This window comes from Nocardia sp. NPDC004278, assembly GCF_053602975.1.
In genome coordinates this window covers 12,613-30,009 of the sequence record NZ_JBSGEQ010000027.1, presented here as the reverse complement: position 1 = coordinate 30,009, position 17,397 = coordinate 12,613, and the positions used below count along the sequence as shown (strand labels likewise).

The following is a 17,397-nucleotide window of genomic DNA, read 5'->3' as shown; positions in this document are numbered from 1 at the left end:
CGGATTGCCGCTGGCTCAGCTCAGCGACGCGAGGTGCGCAATTCCCTTGGCAGCGCGAAAACAAGCGTCTCGTTGGCCGTTGTGACCGGCTGCACATCCCCGAATCCGTGCTCGGCCAGCAGATCCAGCACACCGCGCACCAGGATGTCGGGCACCGACGCACCGGAGGTGATGCCGATCGTGCGCACCCCGTCCAGCCACGCCAGATCCACCTCGCGGGCGAAGTCGACCAGGTGGGCGGCCTTGGCGCCCGCACCGAGCGCGACCTCGACCAGCCGCACCGAATTGGACGAGTTGCGCGAGCCGACCACGATCACCAGATCGCATTCCGGTGCCATCGCCTTCACCGCGACCTGACGGTTCGAGGTGGCGTAGCAGATGTCATCGCTCGGCGGATCCTGCAGCGCCGGAAACCGCTCGCGCAGCCGCTGCACCGTCTCCATGGTCTCGTCCACGCTGAGCGTGGTCTGTGAGAGCCAGATCACCTTGGACTCGTCGCGCACGGTGACGCGGGCGACCGAATCGGGACCGTCGACGAGTTGCACATGGTCGGGCGCCTCCCCCGCGGTGCCCTCGACCTCCTCGTGCCCCTCGTGGCCGATCAGCAGAATGTCGTAGTCGTCGCGGGCGAAGCGCTTGGCCTCCTGATGCACCTTGGTCACCAGCGGGCAGGTCGCGTCGATGGTGCGCAGATTGCGCGCGGCTGCAGACTCGTGCACCGCAGGTGAGACACCATGCGCGGAGAAGACGACCAGCGCGCCCTCGGGCACCTCATCGGTTTCATCGACGAAGATCACGCCGCGCTCGCGCAGCGTCTCCACCACGTGGCGGTTGTGCACGATCTCCTTGCGCACGTAGATCGGCGCACCGTGCTTCTCCAGCGCCTTCTCCACCGTCTCCACCGCGCGATCCACACCGGCGCAGTACCCGCGCGGCTCGGCTAGCAGCACACGCTTGCCACCGTCGGCATCGGCGGATCCGGAACCGGCCGAGCGGGCGATTCCGACGTTCAATGGGATGGCCGAAGACATGTCCCTCAGCTTACGTGCGGCCGGCGAATGCCGGACGGCCGGTCACCGCCTCGTTCAGGTCATTCTCGACACACTCCGGATAGATTGTGTGTCTGTGACACCAGTGCTTTGCATAACATCCCGTATCGGGCAGGCTAGGAGCATGTTTCGACCACCGTTCCTGGCCCGGGTCGCTGCCGGAGCCGCCGTATACGCCATCGAAGAAACGCGTCGGTTACCCACTGCCGCAATGAATTTCCCGATCACCGCGATCAGCCAGATGCTGCAGACCACCATGCACGTCCAGCAGTTCGTGACCAGCCTCGCCCTCAAGGGCGACGGCGTCTTCGACCGTCTCACCAACTCCTCGGTCGAGCAGCCCGAGTGGGCCACCTTCGACGAAGACACAGAGCCCGAGTTCACCGCCGCCGCGCGCGAAAGCCGCTTCGACCTGTACGCCCCCGAAGCCGAATTCGCCCCGCACGACACCCTGACCGCCGAGGCCGCCGCCCGCGCCGGTGAGAGCAATGGTCACGTCGCCCCGATCCAGACCATCGCCGAGCCGGAGACCGAGGTCGCGGCCCCAGCGGCCGCCGAGGCAGCCGAGCCCGAGCCCGAGGTAGTCGAGCCCGAGATAGTCGAGCCCGAGGTCGCCACCCGGTACGACTACGCCAATATGACCCTGGCCCAGTTGCGCGCCCGGCTGCGCATGCTGACCGTCGAGGACCTGACCGCCCTGCTCGACTACGAGCAGCGCACCCGCGCCAGGGCGCCGTTCGTGACCATGCTGACGAATCGGATCGCCACCGTGCGGGCCCAGTGAATTCGACATCGCGCAGCGATTCGCCGGGTGGGGGCGAACCCGCCGCCGCAGAGTCGACGGTTGGCCGGGAATCCTCCGGCCAGCCGCTGCGTGTTTCCCCGGCCGCATGACACAGGACGGCTCCCCATTGACCGCATCCCCTGCCAATTCCGCCGAGCACCCGATGCCGGTGCGCTCGGTATCGATCAAGGTCGCGCAATGGATCGATCGGCTCGGCAGCATCTGGGTGGAGGGGCAGATCACCCAGATCAATCTGCGGCCGGGCACCAGCACCGCATTCCTGGTATTGCGCGATACCTCGGCCGATATGTCGCTGTCGGTGACCTGTCATCCGGACCTCATCCGCCGATCCGCGGTACCGCTGCAGGAAGGCAGCCGGGTGGTGGTCTACGGCAAACTCGCGTTCTTCACCGGTCGCGGCACGATTTCGTTGCGCGCCATGGAGATTCGCCCGGTCGGCATCGGTGAACTGCTGGCCCGCATCGAACGGTTGAAGGCACTGCTCGCCGCGGAGGGACTATTCGATCCCCGGCTGAAGCGGCCGATCCCGTTCCTGCCCAAGACAATCGGCCTGATCACCGGTCGGGCGAGCGCCGCCGAGCGCGATGTCCTGAGCGTGGCCCGAAACCGCTGGCCCGCAGTACGTTTCGAAATTCGCAATACCGCCGTACAGGGCCCGACCGCGGTGCCGCAGATGCTGGAGGCGCTGGCCGAACTCGATCGCGATCCGGCGGTCGAGGTCATCGTGCTCGCCCGCGGCGGCGGCAGTGTCGAGGATCTGCTGCCGTTCTCCGATGAGGCGCTGTGCCGCGCGATCGTCGCGGCGACCACCCCGATCGTCAGCGCGATCGGTCACGAACCCGATAACCCGCTCTGCGATCTCGTCGCCGATCTGCGTGCCGCCACCCCCACCGATGCCGCCAAGCGCATCGTGCCCGACGCGGCCGCCGAACTGGCCGGGGTCCGCGATATGCGCGCCCGTGCCGCCGCGGCGCTGCGCGGCTGGGTCGACCGCGAGACCAGGGCATTGGCGCAGCTGCGTTCCCGGCCGGTGCTCGCCGACCCGCTGCGCGAACTGGACCGCCGCTATGACGAGATCGAGCGCCTGCGCTCGGCCGCCCGCCGCACCGCCGAGCAGCTGATCCGCACCGAAACCACCGCCACCCGCCATCTGCGCGAAAAACTCACCGCGGTGGGACCGGCCGCCACGCTGGCCCGTGGCTACGCTGTCGTGCAGCACGTCACCGGTAAGGAACGGCATGTGGTCCGGTCCATCGAGGACGCGCCCGCGGGCAGTCAGCTGCGCATCCGGGTCGCCGACGGCGCGATCACCGCCGCCGCGCTCGGCACTCGAGCGTTGGGCAACCCCGCACTCGCACCGAACAACACCGACACAGGGAGGAACTGACCTTGGCCGACTCCGGCAAGGACGACGAGCTGGCCGAGATCTCCACCTTCGGCTACGAACGCGCCCGCGACGAACTGGTCAACGTCGTGAAAATGCTCGAACAGGGCGGCCTCGACCTGGACGACTCGCTGGCACTGTGGGAGCGCGGCGAAGCACTGGCGACCCGCTGTGAGGAACATCTCGCGGGTGCGCGCCAGCGCGTCGAGAATGCGCTGTCCCGCACCGATCTCGAAGCCGACGAATGACCATCCGCCGCGCCACCCCCGATATCCGCACCGCCGATATGGCGGCCAGCCGCGAGTTCTACCAGCGGCTCGGCTTCGAAGAGGTGATGGATCTCGGCTGGGTGGTGACGATGGCGTCCCCGGCCAACCCGACCGCCCAGGTGCTGCTCGTCGGCTCCGAAGCCGAACAGCCGCAACCGGATATGAGCGTCGAGGTCGAAGATGTGGACGCCGTACACGCGGCCATGGTCACGGCGGGCGCGGAAATCGTCTATCCGCTCCGCGATGAGCAGTGGGGTGTGCGCCGGTTCTTCGTGCGCGATCCCAGCGGGACGATTGTCAACGTGGTCAGCCACCGCTGAGTGGCGCGCTACTTCTGTAGCGGCTGGGCGGCGGTGACGGCGGCGGCCAGGGTGGTGAAGGCGGCATGATTGCCCGCGCCGGTGATGAGCACCCTGGACCGGCCGAAATCACCGATCCAAGCCGTCTCGGAGCCTTGTTCGGCGTACACCACCCACTTCTGGTCACCGACCTGTTCGGTGCCGGTGCCGTAGCGGGAACCGAGGACGAAGCGGGACAGCGCTTCCTCAGTCGCGCTGCTCTGGCTCATCCGCATGTAGGTGCCCTGCGGTGTGATATAGCCAACTGTGCTGACCGGACCACCGCCACTGGTGGTGATGGTGTCGCGACTGCCGGAGTTGGGCGTCCAGCCCTCGGGCAGGCTCGGATTGCGGATCGGGAACGGCATCGACTTCGCGTCCACCGACAGCGCCGCGTTCACATCGAAGTGCGGTATCTGACCCTGGGTCGGCCCCTTCGCGGCGAAGCTGCACTGACTGGCGAGCCCGGCGAAGACCACGGCGATCAGCACCAACGGGATCAGTGACCAGAACAGATCCCGGTAGTCGTTGAGGATGCGCGGCTTTTGGTACGACACGCTCCCAGTATCCACGCTCGACCTGGCACCCGAACGAGAGGTGCTCCGTGATCTGGAGCTGACCATTTCGAGCGACCGGCAAGCAATCGCTACGGACCTTTTCGAGCGACCTGCAAGCAATCGCTACGGGCAGTACCTGATCGCGAACGGTCGCGCTTCTGAGACAATCAGCAGTAGCAACGACCGTAGGAGGCACACCGTAATGACGGCATCTTCGCCCGCACCCAGCCGCCGCGAGGCGCCGGACCGCAACCTCGCGCTCGAACTGGTCCGGGTCACCGAGGCCGGTGCGATGGCCGCGGGCCGCTGGGTCGGCCGCGGCGATAAGGAGGGCGGCGACGGTGCGGCCGTCGACGCCATGCGGCAGCTGGTCAGCTCGGTTTCCATGCGCGGCATCGTGGTCATCGGTGAGGGCGAGAAGGACGAAGCGCCCATGCTCTACAACGGTGAACTGGTCGGCGACGGCACCGGTCCCGAGGTCGACTTCGCGGTCGACCCGATCGACGGCACCACGCTGATGTCGAAGGGTTCGCCGGGCGCCATCGCGGTGCTCGCGGTCGCCGAGCGCGGTGCGATGTTCGATCCGTCCGCGGTGTTCTACATGCACAAGATCGCGGTCGGCCCCGATGCCGCGGGTGTGATCGATATCTCCGTGCCGATCGCCGAGAACATCGCCCGGGTCGCCAAGGCCAAGAACGTCTCGAAATCCGATCTCACCGTCTGCATCCTGGACCGGCCCCGGCATGCCGAGCTGATCCAGCAGGTGCGCGATGCGGGCGCCCGCATCCGGCTGATCTCCGACGGTGACGTCGCTGGCGCCATCGCCTGCGCCCGACCGGATTCCGGCACCGACATCCTGGTCGGCATCGGCGGCACCCCCGAGGGCATCATCGCCGCCGCTGCAATGCGCTGTATGGGCGGCGACCTGCAGGGCATGCTCGCCCCGAAGGACGATGAAGAGCGGCAGAAGGCGATCGACGCGGGCCACGACCTGAGCCGCGTACTCACCACCGAGGATCTGGTCGCGGGCGATAACGTCTTCTTCTGCGCCACCGGCGTCACCGACGGCGACCTACTACGCGGTGTGCGCTACTACGGCGGCGGCGCGTCGACGCAGTCGATCGTCATGCGCTCCAAGTCCGGCACGGTCCGCATGATCGACGCCTACCACCGCCTCACCAAGCTCCGCGAGTACTCCTCCGTCGATTTCATCGGCGACGAGCACGCGGTGCCGCCGCTCCCCTGAGCGAGATCCCCGACCGGTCGAGCCCGATCCGAACGATTCGGATCGGGCTCGACCCATCTCGCGCGCATGTTCGCTCCCGCCGACTTCCGATCCCGAATCGAGAAGCACCCGGCTTCACACATCGGGCGCTTCGGCACAGATTCCGTCAGGAGCTGCGGATACGGCTCTCGAGAAATAGCGCATCCAGACCTGACATCGATCGAATTGCCCGGCCACGACACGATGCCGGTGACGCCGCACCAGCTCGACGGCGCCGACCGCGCACAGGAATGGCAGCGCATCATCGCCGCCCAACCTCGCTACGCGAAGTACCAGCGCAAATCCGATAAGGAATACCCGCCGATCCGGCTCACGCCGCACTGACTACGCGACGAGGGTGAGGTGCTCGGCATCGACATTGTCGGGCCCGCCCGCGCGCGTCAGCAGGCGGGCAATGGCCTCGGCGACCTGGGTCGGCTGCTCGAGAATCACCGAATGACCGGCGCCGTCGACCAGCACGCAATCCGAGTACACGACGGCAGCCGCCATTGCGACGGAATGCGACGGCGGCGTCATCAGGTCGGCGCTGCCGCACAGCACCAAGGTCGGGATATTCGAGAGCACCGCGAGCGCGTCGGTTTGGTCGTAGGTCATGAAGGCGCTCAAGAAGCTCGCCATCGTCATGATCGGCGTCGAGTTGTGCATCGCGTTGGCCAGGTTCAGCACCCGGCGGCTGACCTTGCGATCGCCGAATTCGGCGGAATGGATGATCGGAGCGAAAACCTTGCAGGCCATGAGCTTCGCGTGCTGCATCAGGCCGGGAGCAGATCGGACGGCGGCCTGGAATGCCGAGACGGCCGGGGTGCGCAGCAGGCGGCCGAATCCGGCGTCGGCGAGTCCGCTGGCCGCTGTCGCGATGAGTGCGACACCGACGATGCGCGTGCCGATCTCGTGCGGGTGCTGGCTGGCATAGGTCAGTACGGTCATGCCACCCATCGAGTGACCGACGAGAACGACCGGACCGGTGGGGGCGACAGCGTCGAGGACGTCGCGCAGGTCGTAGCCGAGCTGCTCGAGGCTGTAGGTCTGTCGTGACGCCGCGGCGGAGTCGCCGTGGCCGCGGTGGTCGTAGCAAACGACCCGGGCGCCGACGTACCGGCGCAGCAGGGCGTCGCGGACGTAGGTCCATGACGCGGTGCTCAGGCAATGTCCGTGCAGCAGGACGACGGTGAGGTCGGCATTTCGCGGGCCGTATTCACGAACCGCCAGTGCCACACCGTCTTTGGTCGAGACCGTGGCACGACGTTCCGCCGGGTGGGCGATTGTGCTCGAGTGCGACATCGGAGGCTCCAGATCGGCATGCGGTGACCTGTCCAACTTTCCGCCGGATTCGCCGCCGGTATCAGGCCCCCGAGTGCTGGGGTCGGTTCCCCAAGGTGGAGCAGATCACCACCAAGGTGACAGCCCGCTATGACGTCTCTGTGGCGGTCGCCCATGAGCCGCCGCTGGGCGGTCAGCGGCTATCGCCCCGATGTCGCCGCACTCGCCGCTGCGCCCACCCGCATCGTCATCGCCGTCGGCGAGGAGTCCGCGGGCACCTTCACCGCACGCACCTCCGAGGCGGCCGCCGCACTGCGCGGCCAGCAGGCAACGGTATTCCCAGCCACCACGGCGGCTTCCTCGGCGGCGAGTACGGCTACCCCGGCCAGCCCGAGGCCTTCGCCCGCAAACTCCGCGAGGTCCTCGAAGGCTGACGAGTATTCCCGGCGCGGCCCGGCGCGCGGTGTGCGAATCGCCTCAAGTGTGGCAACCCCGCGCGGGTCGTCTCGGGCATAGGGTCGAAATCATGACGACCGAGGAGACGCAGTACCGCATCGAACACGACACCATGGGCGAAGTTCGGGTACCCCTGCACGCGTTGTGGCGGGCGCAGACCCAGCGCGCGGTGGAGAACTTTCCGATCAGCGGGCGCGGCCTGGAGCGGGCCCAGATCCGGGCGCTGGGTCTGCTCAAGGCCGCGTGTGCACAGGTGAACAGGGACCTCGGACTGCTCGATCCGGCGAAGGCGGATGCCATCATCGCCGCCGCGAACGAGATCGCCGATGGCCTGCACGATGACCAGTTCCCGATCGATGTCTTCCAGACCGGCTCCGGCACCAGCTCGAATATGAACGCCAATGAGGTGATCGCCTCGATTGCGAAGGCGAACGGCGTGACCGTGCACCCGAACGACGACGTGAACATGTCGCAGTCGTCCAATGACACCTTCCCCACCGCAACACATCTGGCCGCCACCGAGGCCGCGATCAAGGATCTGATCCCCGCGCTGGATCACCTGCGGCTGGCACTGCTGGACAAGTCGACCGAATGGCGCACCGTGGTGAAGTCCGGCCGCACCCACCTGATGGACGCGGTGCCGGTGACCCTCGGCCAGGAGTTCGGCGGCTACACCCGCCAGGTCGCGGCGGGCATCGAGCGCATCATGGCGACGCTGCCCCGACTCGGCGAACTGCCGATCGGCGGCACTGCGGTCGGTACGGGTCTGAACGCGCCGGCTGGCTTCGGCTCGAAGGTCGTTGCCGAACTGGTGCGGTCGACCGAAATCGACGCCCTATCGGAGGCGACCGATCACTTCGAGGCGCAGGCCGCCCGTGACGGTCTGGTCGAGGCGTCCGGTGCGCTGCGCACCATTGCGGTGAGCCTCACCAAGATCGCCAATGACATTCGCTGGATGGGATCGGGCCCGCTGACCGGTCTCGGCGAACTGCGGCTGCCCGATCTGCAGCCGGGCAGTTCGATCATGCCCGGCAAGGTGAATCCGGTACTGCCGGAAGCGGTTACGCAGGTGGCCGCGCAGGTGATCGGCAATGACGCGGCCATCGCGTTCTCGGGTGCGAGCGGCGCGTTCGAGTTGAACGTCTATATCCCGGTCATGGCACGCAATCTGCTGGAGTCGATTCGGCTGCTCGCCAATGTTTCGCGATTGTTCGCCGATAAGTGCGTTCGTGGCCTGATCGCCAATGAGGATCATCTGCGCACCCTCGCGGAATCGTCACCGTCCATCGTGACGCCACTGAATTCCGCGATCGGTTACGAAGAAGCCGCCGCGGTCGCCAAGGAGGCTTTGAAGGACAAGAAGACCATTCGCCAGACCGTGATCGATCGTGGTCTGCTGGACGAGAAGCTGACGGTTGAAGAACTCGACCGCCGACTGGATGTGCTGTCGATGGCGAAGGTCGACAACGGGGAGTAAGCAAATGTGCGGGTATGGCCGCTGTGGCCATACCCGCACAAGTGGTCGATCCGCGAACCAGGTCAGCGATCAGAACCGCAGATGTTCGAGTTCCGCGCGCGCCTTCTCACCCACTTCACCGAGGTCGGCCCGGGTGAAGAACTCCCAGCGCTGCAGCAGCGGCGCGAAAACCAACTCGCTCTCCTTGGCGGGGTCATAGATGCCCGCCTCGGCGAGTACGTCGTCGCTGCTGCGCCCGTCGGCCAGCGTCACCGATGGCACGTGGAAGTTCGCCACACTGTCGGCAATGGCCCGCATCGTCTGATCCGGCGCGATGCCGAACGCCGCCGTGATCAATTCGGCGAAGAACACCGACTGCAGCTCATCGTCGCGCGCGATGCGCTCGGCCATGGCGGTGACCATCTTGTTCTCCCCGAGCGCCGCGGTGTTGCGATGCCGGATGGCGGCGGCGGCTTCCTCGAACGCGCAGGTAGCGAGCACATCGAGCAGGTGCAGCGGGGGACGCCGGAACCCCTTGGTCATATGTTCCATCCGCAACCGCTCCAACTCCACCGGGTCGACCGACCGGGTGACCATGAGGTAGTTGCGGATCATGATCTCGTGCCGGTTCTCCTCGGCCGTCCACCGGCCGACCCAGCGCCACCACGATCCGATGCGCAGATATTTGCCGATCTCGCGATGGTACGAGGGCAGGTTGTCGGCGATGAGCACACTGACCGTCAGCGCCAGCTTGGCGGTCTCGCTCAGTGTGGATTGCTCCGGCTCCCAATCGATTCCGCCGAGAAAGCCGAAATTGCGGCCGTCGTCCCACGGGACGTAGTCGTGCGGCTGCCAGCCGTCGGCGGCGGCGATATGGCGGCGCAGATTCAGCTCCACCTCATCGGCGAGGGACGCGAGTAGTTCGCGATCGGTCAAGAGAGTTTGCACTAACACAACCTAGCGGCTGGGCCCGGCGATGCGGGGATCTACGAGTAGGAATCGGTATCGGCGTCCGAGCGTACAAGCGCTGGCCCTTTCGGGCGAGCCCCCGCATTTCCAGTGGTGAAACGCCAGTGCCCGGACGCCGTGCCGGATCAGGACTTCGGTGTGACGGTGGTATTGCCGTCCACCCAGGTGATGGTGCCGCTGACAAAATCGCTCTGCTTGCCGCCGGGGATATCCTTCTCATCGCTGGTCGGGTAGCCGAGCGTGCCGTCGGGGCCGCCGTTGTCCTCCCACGCCTTGCGGATTTCGCCCCAGACGATGTGCGCGCCGGTGTCCTTGCCCCAGACGATCGCGCCGCCGGTGAAGTCCTGCCACCTGCCGTCGTTCGGGCCGTCCTCCTGCGCCTTCAGCGGAGCGCCGAGCGGACCGGTCGGGCCGCCGGACTGTACGTACTTGTCGAAGATCATGCCGGTGACCGCGATGTCGCCGCCCTGGGTCGCGATCTTCGTTTCGCCCGCGGCGCCGGACATATGCTCCTCGCCGTGGCCGACGGCCGCCGAGGTGGTCGTCATGGACGCGGCGGCGTTCTTGTCCTTGTCGTCGTCCTTGCTGCAGCCAGCGGCCAGCAGCAGTGCCGCCGCCGCGGTGACCGCGGTGAATCCAGCCGTTCGTCGAGCGAAGTGGTGCATTTCCATCCTCTCGAAAGTGGCGCGCGATGCCACCGCGGACGCGGTGACACCGCGCGTAGCCTAGGCCGATGTCCGGCAACGGCCCGGCGAATCCGTATGAGACTCGCCGGGCCGGTGCCGAACAGGTTATCGCGCGAATATTACCCGCACGATTGTGAGGTGAAACACACGCTGCGCATTTGCCCTGCGCCGCTTTGAGTTCGGGCCGCTATTGGTTCGGGCCGTAGGAGCTCGGGCCGTACTCCTCCAACATCTCGGTCACCAGTGCCGCGATCGGCGACCGTTCGCTACGGGTCAGCGTGATGTGCGCGAAAAGCGGGTGCCCCTTGAGCTTTTCGATCACCGCGGCGACACCGTCGTGCCGACCGACCCGCAGGTTGTCGCGCTGGGCCACATCGTGGGTGAGCACGACCCGCGATCCGGTGCCGAGTCGGCTCAGCACCGTCAGCAGCACATTGCGTTCCAGCGACTGCGCCTCGTCCACGATCACGAATGAATCGTGCAGCGAGCGACCGCGAATGTGGGTGAGCGGCAAGACTTCCAACATATCGCGGCTGAGCACCTCCTCCATCACCTCGCGACTGGCCAACCCGTCGAGCGTGTCGAAGACGGCCTGTGCCCATGGGCCCATCTTCTCGCTCTCCGATCCCGGCAGATAGCCGAGATCCTGCCCACCGACCGCATACAGCGGACGGAACACCACCACCTTGCGCTGCGTGCGGCGCTCGAGCACCGCCTCCAATCCCGCGGTCAACGCCAGCGCCGACTTGCCGGTACCGGCCCGGCCGCCGAGCGAGACGATGCCGACGCTCTCGTCCAATAGCAGATCCAGGGCGATGCGCTGTTCGGCCGAGCGGCCGTGCAGTCCGAACGCCTCGCGCTCGCGCACCAGCTGCACCCGCTTGTCCGGCGTGATCCGGCCGAGCGCGCTGGAACTGGAGCCGAGCAACCGGATCCCGGTGTGGCACGGCAGTTCCCGCGCCTCGTCCAGATCGATCATGCTTTCGGCGTAGAGCTGATCGATCTGGGATTTGGAGATATCGATCTCCACCATTCCGGCCCAGCCGGAGGTCACCACGTCCTGGGCGTGGTACTCGTCGGCGTGCAAACCCACCGCACTCGCCTTGACGCGCAAGGGAATGTCCTTGGACACGAGCACTACCTCGCGGCCCTCGGCCGCCAGATTGAGCGCACAGGCCAGGATGCGGGAGTCATTGGTGTCGGTGCGGAATCCGACCGGAAGTACCGCGGGATCGGTGTGATTGAGTTCCACCTGCAGCGTTCCGCCCTCGGTGCCGATCGGCACCTGCTGATCCAGCCTGCCGTGCTGCAGACGAAGATCATCGAGGTTGCGCAGGGCCTCCCGCGCGAACCAACCCAGTTCGTGATGGTGGCGCTTGCCTTCGAGTTCGCTGATCACGACCAGCGGTAATACGACGTCGTGTTCGCCGAACCTGGTAAAAGCCCAGGGATCGGACAGCAGAACCGAGGTGTCGATGACGAAGGACTTGGCACCGGTTTTCTGGGAATGCGAGGGGCGGGCCCCCTTCGCGGCGGCTTCGCCATTCGCGGAGCTGGAGTGCGCCGAGGGAGCGGGAACGGAGCGTGCAGCAGTCACGGTGGGCTCCTTTGTGTTCGCGCGGCACCCGCACGAACGATCTCGCTGGACCGGTCCGTCCCGATGGGATCCGACTTGCGTCAGATGCCCAGAGGGCCGGGTGCCGGCCCTCTCGTACTGAATAGCTCAGTCACGGTTCAGGACCTCCCGTGCGAGCCACACCGACGCGGCCCGCACCACCGACGCTACCGCCGACTGCCCGGTCTCCGCTCGGGCACAGGTAGGCGTGTCCGTGAATTTGTCGTTAACCCCTTATTGGTGCAGCGGATAGAGTCGCAGGTATGGCCGGTAATGAGGAGTTGGAGAAGCTGTCGTCCAAGGAGCTGCACGACCGGGCGGTCCGGCTCGCGGTGCGGCGCGCGGACATCAAATACCTGTGGCGGCTGCTGAAATCGATCCCGGCCGCCGAGGCCGCCGCGGGCGATCTCGGCGAGAGCGAGGCCGATATCAAGTACGTCGTCCCGATGATCGATGACTACATCCACGCGGGCGACGGCAGGATCGCCGAGGTGCTGCGGCCGTACTACCTCGACTACCTGGCCGAGCACTCCTGACCGGGGCGAGTCGACTGCGCGCTTCGGGCAGCCGCCATTCGACTCGCCGCAACACTGGCGTCAGCGGTTGGGCAGCGCGGCGCGGACCAGTCCGACGACGGTTCCGCGCAGGAAGTTCTCCCAGCTGAAGTGGTCGTGCCACAGGAGGATTCGGCCATCGTGCAGTTCGAAGGTGCCGCAGACCCAGAACGCGATCCGCAGCGGCCCGACGCGCAGGATATCGGTGCGGTCGGTCAGCACGATGTCACCGTCGGTGGCGATGTGATGTATCTCGGCCGCGAAGCCGATGGTGTCGCGGTTCAGGCCGCGCAGAATTCGGCGCGTGAGGCCGCCGCCGACGGTCGGCAGCGAGGTGTTCTTCCAGATGACGTGGGGGTGCAGCAGGTCGAGCGCCTCCTCGACAGCGCCGAGTTCCAGCGCGGCGAAGAACTCCCGCACGGTGGTGATCGCGTCCTGTTCCAGCTCGAGTTCTTCGGTCATATTCCGAGCGTAGGCCGCCGCCGCATCGCTCGACAGTGCTCACCGCAGCTCACCGCGATTCGCGGCGGCGCTGCTCGATGAGCACGGCCAGGCCGTCGAGCACACGGGCGATACCGAAATTCAAGGCGTCGTTGGGGCCCCCGGCGTAGGGCGCCGCGGATGTCGCGGACGCCTCCTCGGCGAAGGCCGCGACGACCTCGGGATAGCGGTCGCCCGCCGCGGTCATCATCTCGGCGAACTGCGCGTTGAACTGCACCGTGGCATCGCCGCCGGTTGAGTTGACCTGCTGGGCCAGGCTGCGGACGTGCCCATTGAGCAGCACGATGGTGTCCAGTCGCTCGGATCCGTTCAGCCCGCTGTCCTTGAGCGCCACCAGCGCGGCCTCGGTCCAGCCCATCTCATTGGGCCCGATGGGACGCAGTCCGGTGGTGAGTTCGATCGCCCAGGGATGGGCGGTGTAGCGCTCGAAAATCGTCCGGGCCCAGCGGCGCAGTGCACCACGCCACGGTTCTTCGGTCGAATCCGCCTGCGCCGCGGCCATATCCGGCGGGGCCCCCATGGCGGTGTCGAACATCAGCGCGGTGAGCTGCTCCTTGCCGGGGACATAGCGGTACAGCGACATCTTGGTGAAGCCGAGGCGTTCGGCCAGGCGCTGCATAGACAGATTCGCCAGACCTTCGGCATCGGCGAGCGAGATGGCCTCGGCGACGATCCCCTCCAGTGAGAGCGCGGGCTTGGGCCCGCGCTTGGGTCGCTGCTGGGTGCCCCAGAGCAGTTCGACGGTGGTCGGTGACGGCATCTGCACATCCTTCCGGAAAGCGTGTTGACAAGTAACTGTGTCTACCATACTCTAATTCGTGTCCGACGGATACAGATTCCATCGGACACAGATACTGACATCAGGAGTCATCATGCGTAACAAGTCCGTTCTCATCTCCGGCGCGAGCATCGCGGGCCCGGCCCTCGCCTACTGGCTCAACCGCTACGGGTTCGAGGTCACCGTGGTCGAGCGCGCGCCGCAGTTGCGGCCCGGCGGTCAGGCCGTCGACTTCACCGGCGAAACGCACCACAAGGTGCTCGAGCGGATGGGCATTCTGGACGAGATCTACGCGCACCGAACCGGCACCACCGATATCGCGATCGTCGACGGCGATGGCAAGCAGCAGGCCCTCATCTCCGGCGATTTCACCGGCGGCGATGTGGAGATCCTGCGCGGCGATCTGGCGCGGATCATGTACGAAAAGACCTACCGGGACTGCGAATACATCTTCGGCGACTCGATCAGCGCACTGACCGAAACCGACGACGGTGTGTGGGTCGAATTCGAGAAGAGCGCGCCGCGCGCCTTCGATCTGGTCTTCGGCGCCGATGGAATCCATTCGCGGGTACGGCGTCTGGCGTTCGGACCGGAGCAGGAATTCGTCAAGCACCTCGGCCACTACTACTGCGTCGCGGGCGCGAGCCCATGGGCGACCAGGTCCGAGGGCACCCCCGAGCGGGTGACCGCCTACGGCTACAACGAGCCGGGCAAATGCGTCATCACCGGCGGCTCGAAGGCACAGCAGCTCTACATTTTCGCCTCGCCCGAACTCGATTACGCCCGTGACGACACCGCGGCGCACCGCCGCATCATCAGGGAGACCTTCGCCGACGTCGGCTGGGAGGCGCCGCGCATGCTCGCCGAAATGGCCGAGTTCGACGACTTCTTCTTGGACTCGATCAGCATGGTGCGCAAGATGAAGAGCTACAGCCGGGGACGGGTCGCGCTGGTCGGCGATTCGGGCTACGGAAACACCCTGGGCGGCTTCGGAACCGGACTCGCGGTGCAGGGCGCCTACATCATCGCCGGTGAACTCGCGCTCGCCGACGGCGACTACCCGACGGCCTTCGCGCGCTACGACGAGCTCATGCGCTCGCTCACCAAACTTGCGGACTACAGCAATGCGGGGCGTTTCTTCGCGCCGAAGACCGCGCACGGCATCAAGTTCCGCAACTGGTTCCTGCACTCGTGGATGTTCGACAAGATGTTGAAAATGACCGAGAACGTCAAGACCATCGAGCTGCCGGACTACCCGGCGCTGGTCGCGGCCGCGAATGCGAACTGACACCGGTACCACCCCGACCTTCGGCGGACCGCACGGTCTGGCACGGCGAGATCGGCTGTGTTTCGATGGAACCGGGGTGGGGTCGGGTGCGTCTATATGGTCAGACGGCACTGACGGAAGGGGCTGAGTCGGCCATGACAGCACAGACGGACGGCCGCGCGATCACCAATCCCGAGAACGCGCAGAACTTTTCGCACGCGGAAATCAAACAGGCTGCCGACCAGATGAATCCGGACGGACTCGACGGCGCATTCGACGCCTGGTCGGCCATCTCGGCGGCGGTGACCAAAGCGGGCCAGCAGTTCGAAACCGCGATTCAGCAAGCAGTGGAACAGCATTGGGAGGGCGCGGCCGCAGACCGGGCGGTGCGCGCCATCCGGGATTACGCCACGCGGGTCGGCGAGCTCGGTGCGTCACTGGATCAGCAATCTGCACCGCTATCCTCGGCCGCGAGTGCGGCGGCGCGGTTCAAGGTTGCGGTGCCACCGGTGGCGCAGACCTCGAACAGTACGGGCGGACCCGAACTGCGGAATACGCAGGAGGAACAGGCTCGCGACGATATGAGCACCCTGTACATCCAGCCGTATGGGAATACCGCTCCGACGATTCCGACGCTGCCGCCGCCGGTCGAGCCGATCTCGGTGCCGGGGGTGGTGCCCGGAGTCGTTCCGGGGACATCGCCAACCGATACCGGGTCGGGTCAGCCCGGTAGGACGGAAGACTCCGGTAAGGCGACCGAGCCCGGGAAGACCGAGGATGCGAGCAAAGCGGGGAATCCGAACAAACCCGAGGACACAGGTAAGACGCAGGAGCCGGCCAAGGCCGAGGACTCCGGTAAGACGGCCGGCTTGGAAAAGGCCGAAGCTGTTGCTCCACAATCGGTTTCACCGACTCAGCCGAGCGGTTCGCAGACCACCCCCACCTCCAGCACACATACCGCCACGACCACGGCCACACCATCGACGACCGGTGCGCAGCCGACCTGGCCGATCACCGTCACCTCGGCCGGAGTCACGCCGGGCACCTCGAGTCCGAGCCGCACCGCTACCTCTCCGAGTCCCGGTGGCCCACCCGGTGCCGGCGCGACGACGCCGAGTCCTGGCAAGTCGGTACCGGGAACCACAACTCCGGGAGCGGCAACGACACAACCCGCCACCGGTACGCCGAGCCGGATGGGCGCTGCGGGGGGCGCCGGGTACTCCGGGATGTTTCCGCCAGGGGCCCGTGCCCGACGCGGGGAGGACGGCGAGCACAAGGCGGCGCGGTACCTGCGCACCGAGGAGCATGGCGAGGAGCTCATCGGCGAAGTGGAAAAGACCGTGCCGCCAGTGCTCGGGGCGCAATGATGACGCAATGGACCTTGTCCGCCGAGCAGTTCGCGGCGGCCTGGTTCGGTACCGGCCTGGATCGCATGCCCTTTCCGTTTCGCTTCACCAGCCGCTTCCCCGGACTCCACGAATATCACTCCTACCAGCGGAAATTCCGGGCTGAACTGGCCCATGCCGACCATGCGCCGCTACAGCGCGCCGTGCAGGTGCTCGCCCGACCCGAGTGGCGCATCGAACTGTTCGGCATCGATAACACGCGCGGCGGGGTCGAAATGCGCGCCATCGGCTGCGCCACCCGCAGCGGACCCGGCGTCATCGCCCTGCAGGCCCCCGCACCGGACGGCGGCAGGGTGCGACTGCGCCGCGTCCGCGTCGACCAGCTGGCCACCGAACTGATCCGCCTGCTCCCTGATCCCGCGCCCGGCACCGCGGCCGAAAAGAGCTACCTCCTGGACGATCTCAGCGACGACCGCCCCGATCTCTTCGGCAACGCTCCCGCCCGCACCGTCCAAGACCGCTACCGCCGCTTCTGGCGCCAACCCTGCGATACCAGCGGCACCGCAACCGTCCTGGTCGGCCCACGCAATGCCGAACCATTGCGCACCGGCAAACTCCGTTGGATCGACACCAAGGGCGGCCGCTACTGCGAGGTCCCCGCCAACCGCGCCCTGATGATCCGCCCCGCCAACAGCGCCGACATCACGCGGTATCTCGATGAGTCCATCGTCCGCGCGAAAGCGCGCATGGACCAATAGGATCCGCGTGCCCGCTGACCCTGACCGCGATGGGAATACCCAGGTGGTTCATGGGAAGTTGGGC

At 66.6% G+C, this 17,397-nt stretch carries 20 protein-coding genes; 12 read left to right on the top strand and 8 right to left on the bottom strand.

The genetic code is table 11. The features are described from left to right. Positions 1–20: 20 nt before the first annotated feature. Positions 21–1,031 carry a 4-hydroxy-3-methylbut-2-enyl diphosphate reductase gene (locus tag ACWEO2_RS32110; RefSeq protein ID WP_452408766.1) on the bottom strand — a complete coding sequence of 337 codons (1,011 nt, stop codon included), beginning with the start codon at positions 1,029–1,031 and terminating at the stop codon, positions 21–23. A gap of 142 nt (positions 1,032–1,173) precedes the next feature. On the opposite strand from ACWEO2_RS32110, the gene ACWEO2_RS32105 reads away from it, so the two are divergent. From ACWEO2_RS32105 to ACWEO2_RS32090, 4 genes are all read left to right on the top strand, one after another. After that, the gene (locus tag ACWEO2_RS32105; protein ID WP_452408765.1) at positions 1,174–1,833 is read left to right on the top strand and encodes a lipid droplet-associated protein; all 660 of its coding nucleotides are present in this window, start codon (positions 1,174–1,176) and stop codon (positions 1,831–1,833) included. A gap of 106 nt (positions 1,834–1,939) precedes the next feature. Continuing rightward, positions 1,940–3,241, top strand: a complete 1,302-nt coding sequence (xseA, locus tag ACWEO2_RS32100; RefSeq protein WP_452408764.1) for an exodeoxyribonuclease VII large subunit — start codon at positions 1,940–1,942, stop codon at positions 3,239–3,241. A 2-nt stretch (positions 3,242–3,243) separates the two neighbouring features. Continuing rightward, entirely contained in the window at positions 3,244–3,486 is a 243-nt protein-coding gene (locus ACWEO2_RS32095) for an exodeoxyribonuclease VII small subunit (RefSeq protein ID WP_354961314.1), read from the top strand. Then, on the top strand, positions 3,483–3,827 hold the full coding sequence (locus ACWEO2_RS32090) for a VOC family protein (protein WP_354961315.1): 345 nt from the start codon (positions 3,483–3,485) through the stop codon (positions 3,825–3,827). The genes ACWEO2_RS32095 and ACWEO2_RS32090 overlap by 4 nt, the downstream gene beginning before the upstream one ends. Positions 3,828–3,835: 8 nt before the next feature. Here ACWEO2_RS32090 and ACWEO2_RS32085 read toward each other — a convergent pair whose 3' ends face one another. Next, positions 3,836–4,402, bottom strand: a complete 567-nt coding sequence (locus tag ACWEO2_RS32085) for a DUF4245 domain-containing protein (protein ID WP_355176785.1) — start codon at positions 4,400–4,402, stop codon at positions 3,836–3,838. Positions 4,403–4,604: 202 nt separating this feature from the next. Here ACWEO2_RS32085 and glpX point away from each other — a divergent pair, with 202 nt between their 5' ends. Together glpX and ACWEO2_RS32075 are read left to right on the top strand one after the other, a co-directional pair. After that, a complete protein-coding gene (gene glpX, locus ACWEO2_RS32080) occupies positions 4,605–5,648 on the top strand; it encodes a class II fructose-bisphosphatase (RefSeq protein ID WP_354961317.1) in 1,044 nt (347 codons plus the stop codon). 228 nt (positions 5,649–5,876) lie between these two features. Further along, complete coding sequence (locus tag ACWEO2_RS32075) at positions 5,877–6,011, top strand: PNPOx family protein (protein ID WP_354961318.1); 135 nt, start codon at positions 5,877–5,879, stop codon at positions 6,009–6,011. Here the strand turns inward: ACWEO2_RS32075 and ACWEO2_RS32070 are convergent, their stop codons facing one another. Then, positions 6,012–6,968 carry an alpha/beta fold hydrolase gene (locus ACWEO2_RS32070; protein WP_452408763.1) on the bottom strand — a complete coding sequence of 319 codons (957 nt, stop codon included), beginning with the start codon at positions 6,966–6,968 and terminating at the stop codon, positions 6,012–6,014. It abuts the gene before it with no gap. 129 nt (positions 6,969–7,097) lie between these two features. On the opposite strand from ACWEO2_RS32070, the gene ACWEO2_RS32065 reads away from it, so the two are divergent. Both ACWEO2_RS32065 and ACWEO2_RS32060 read left to right on the top strand, forming a co-directional pair. Further along, the gene (locus ACWEO2_RS32065) at positions 7,098–7,463 is read left to right on the top strand and encodes a hypothetical protein (RefSeq protein WP_452408762.1); all 366 of its coding nucleotides are present in this window, start codon (positions 7,098–7,100) and stop codon (positions 7,461–7,463) included. 10 nt (positions 7,464–7,473) lie between these two features. Then, a complete protein-coding gene (locus tag ACWEO2_RS32060; RefSeq protein ID WP_452408761.1) occupies positions 7,474–8,880 on the top strand; it encodes a class II fumarate hydratase in 1,407 nt (468 codons plus the stop codon). Between the two features lie 69 nt (positions 8,881–8,949). Here ACWEO2_RS32060 and ACWEO2_RS32055 read toward each other — a convergent pair whose 3' ends face one another. The 3 genes from ACWEO2_RS32055 to ACWEO2_RS32045 all read right to left on the bottom strand — a co-directional run bounded on the left by ACWEO2_RS32055 (position 8,950) and on the right by ACWEO2_RS32045 (position 11,991). After that, positions 8,950–9,807, bottom strand: a complete 858-nt coding sequence (locus ACWEO2_RS32055) for an acyl-ACP desaturase (protein WP_452408760.1) — start codon at positions 9,805–9,807, stop codon at positions 8,950–8,952. Between the two features lie 146 nt (positions 9,808–9,953). Beyond that, positions 9,954–10,499: an LGFP repeat-containing protein gene (locus tag ACWEO2_RS32050; RefSeq protein WP_452408759.1), complete on the bottom strand. Its 546-nt coding sequence runs from the start codon at positions 10,497–10,499 to the stop codon at positions 9,954–9,956. Between the two features lie 202 nt (positions 10,500–10,701). Beyond that, complete coding sequence (locus ACWEO2_RS32045; RefSeq protein WP_452408838.1) at positions 10,702–11,991, bottom strand: PhoH family protein; 1,290 nt, start codon at positions 11,989–11,991, stop codon at positions 10,702–10,704. Between the two features lie 401 nt (positions 11,992–12,392). On the opposite strand from ACWEO2_RS32045, the gene ACWEO2_RS32040 reads away from it, so the two are divergent. Next, positions 12,393–12,665: a hypothetical protein gene (locus tag ACWEO2_RS32040; protein WP_354951591.1), complete on the top strand. Its 273-nt coding sequence runs from the start codon at positions 12,393–12,395 to the stop codon at positions 12,663–12,665. A 60-nt stretch (positions 12,666–12,725) separates the two neighbouring features. Here the strand turns inward: ACWEO2_RS32040 and ACWEO2_RS32035 are convergent, their stop codons facing one another. Both ACWEO2_RS32035 and ACWEO2_RS32030 read right to left on the bottom strand, forming a co-directional pair. After that, positions 12,726–13,145, bottom strand: a complete 420-nt coding sequence (locus ACWEO2_RS32035; protein ID WP_354951589.1) for a limonene-1,2-epoxide hydrolase family protein — start codon at positions 13,143–13,145, stop codon at positions 12,726–12,728. A gap of 49 nt (positions 13,146–13,194) precedes the next feature. Further along, the gene (locus ACWEO2_RS32030) at positions 13,195–13,944 is read right to left on the bottom strand and encodes a TetR/AcrR family transcriptional regulator (protein ID WP_452408758.1); all 750 of its coding nucleotides are present in this window, start codon (positions 13,942–13,944) and stop codon (positions 13,195–13,197) included. A gap of 112 nt (positions 13,945–14,056) precedes the next feature. Between ACWEO2_RS32030 and ACWEO2_RS32025 the strand changes: the two genes are divergently transcribed. From ACWEO2_RS32025 to ACWEO2_RS32015, 3 genes are all read left to right on the top strand, one after another. Further along, positions 14,057–15,250 (top strand): FAD-dependent monooxygenase, encoded by a 1,194-nt coding sequence (locus tag ACWEO2_RS32025; protein WP_452408757.1) that lies wholly within the window; start codon positions 14,057–14,059, stop codon positions 15,248–15,250. 134 nt (positions 15,251–15,384) lie between these two features. Then, positions 15,385–16,596 carry a hypothetical protein gene (locus ACWEO2_RS32020; RefSeq protein ID WP_452408756.1) on the top strand — a complete coding sequence of 404 codons (1,212 nt, stop codon included), beginning with the start codon at positions 15,385–15,387 and terminating at the stop codon, positions 16,594–16,596. Beyond that, complete coding sequence (locus ACWEO2_RS32015; RefSeq protein ID WP_452408755.1) at positions 16,596–17,333, top strand: ESX secretion-associated protein EspG; 738 nt, start codon at positions 16,596–16,598, stop codon at positions 17,331–17,333. The genes ACWEO2_RS32020 and ACWEO2_RS32015 overlap by 1 nt, the downstream gene beginning before the upstream one ends. Positions 17,334–17,397: the final 64 nt, after the last annotated feature.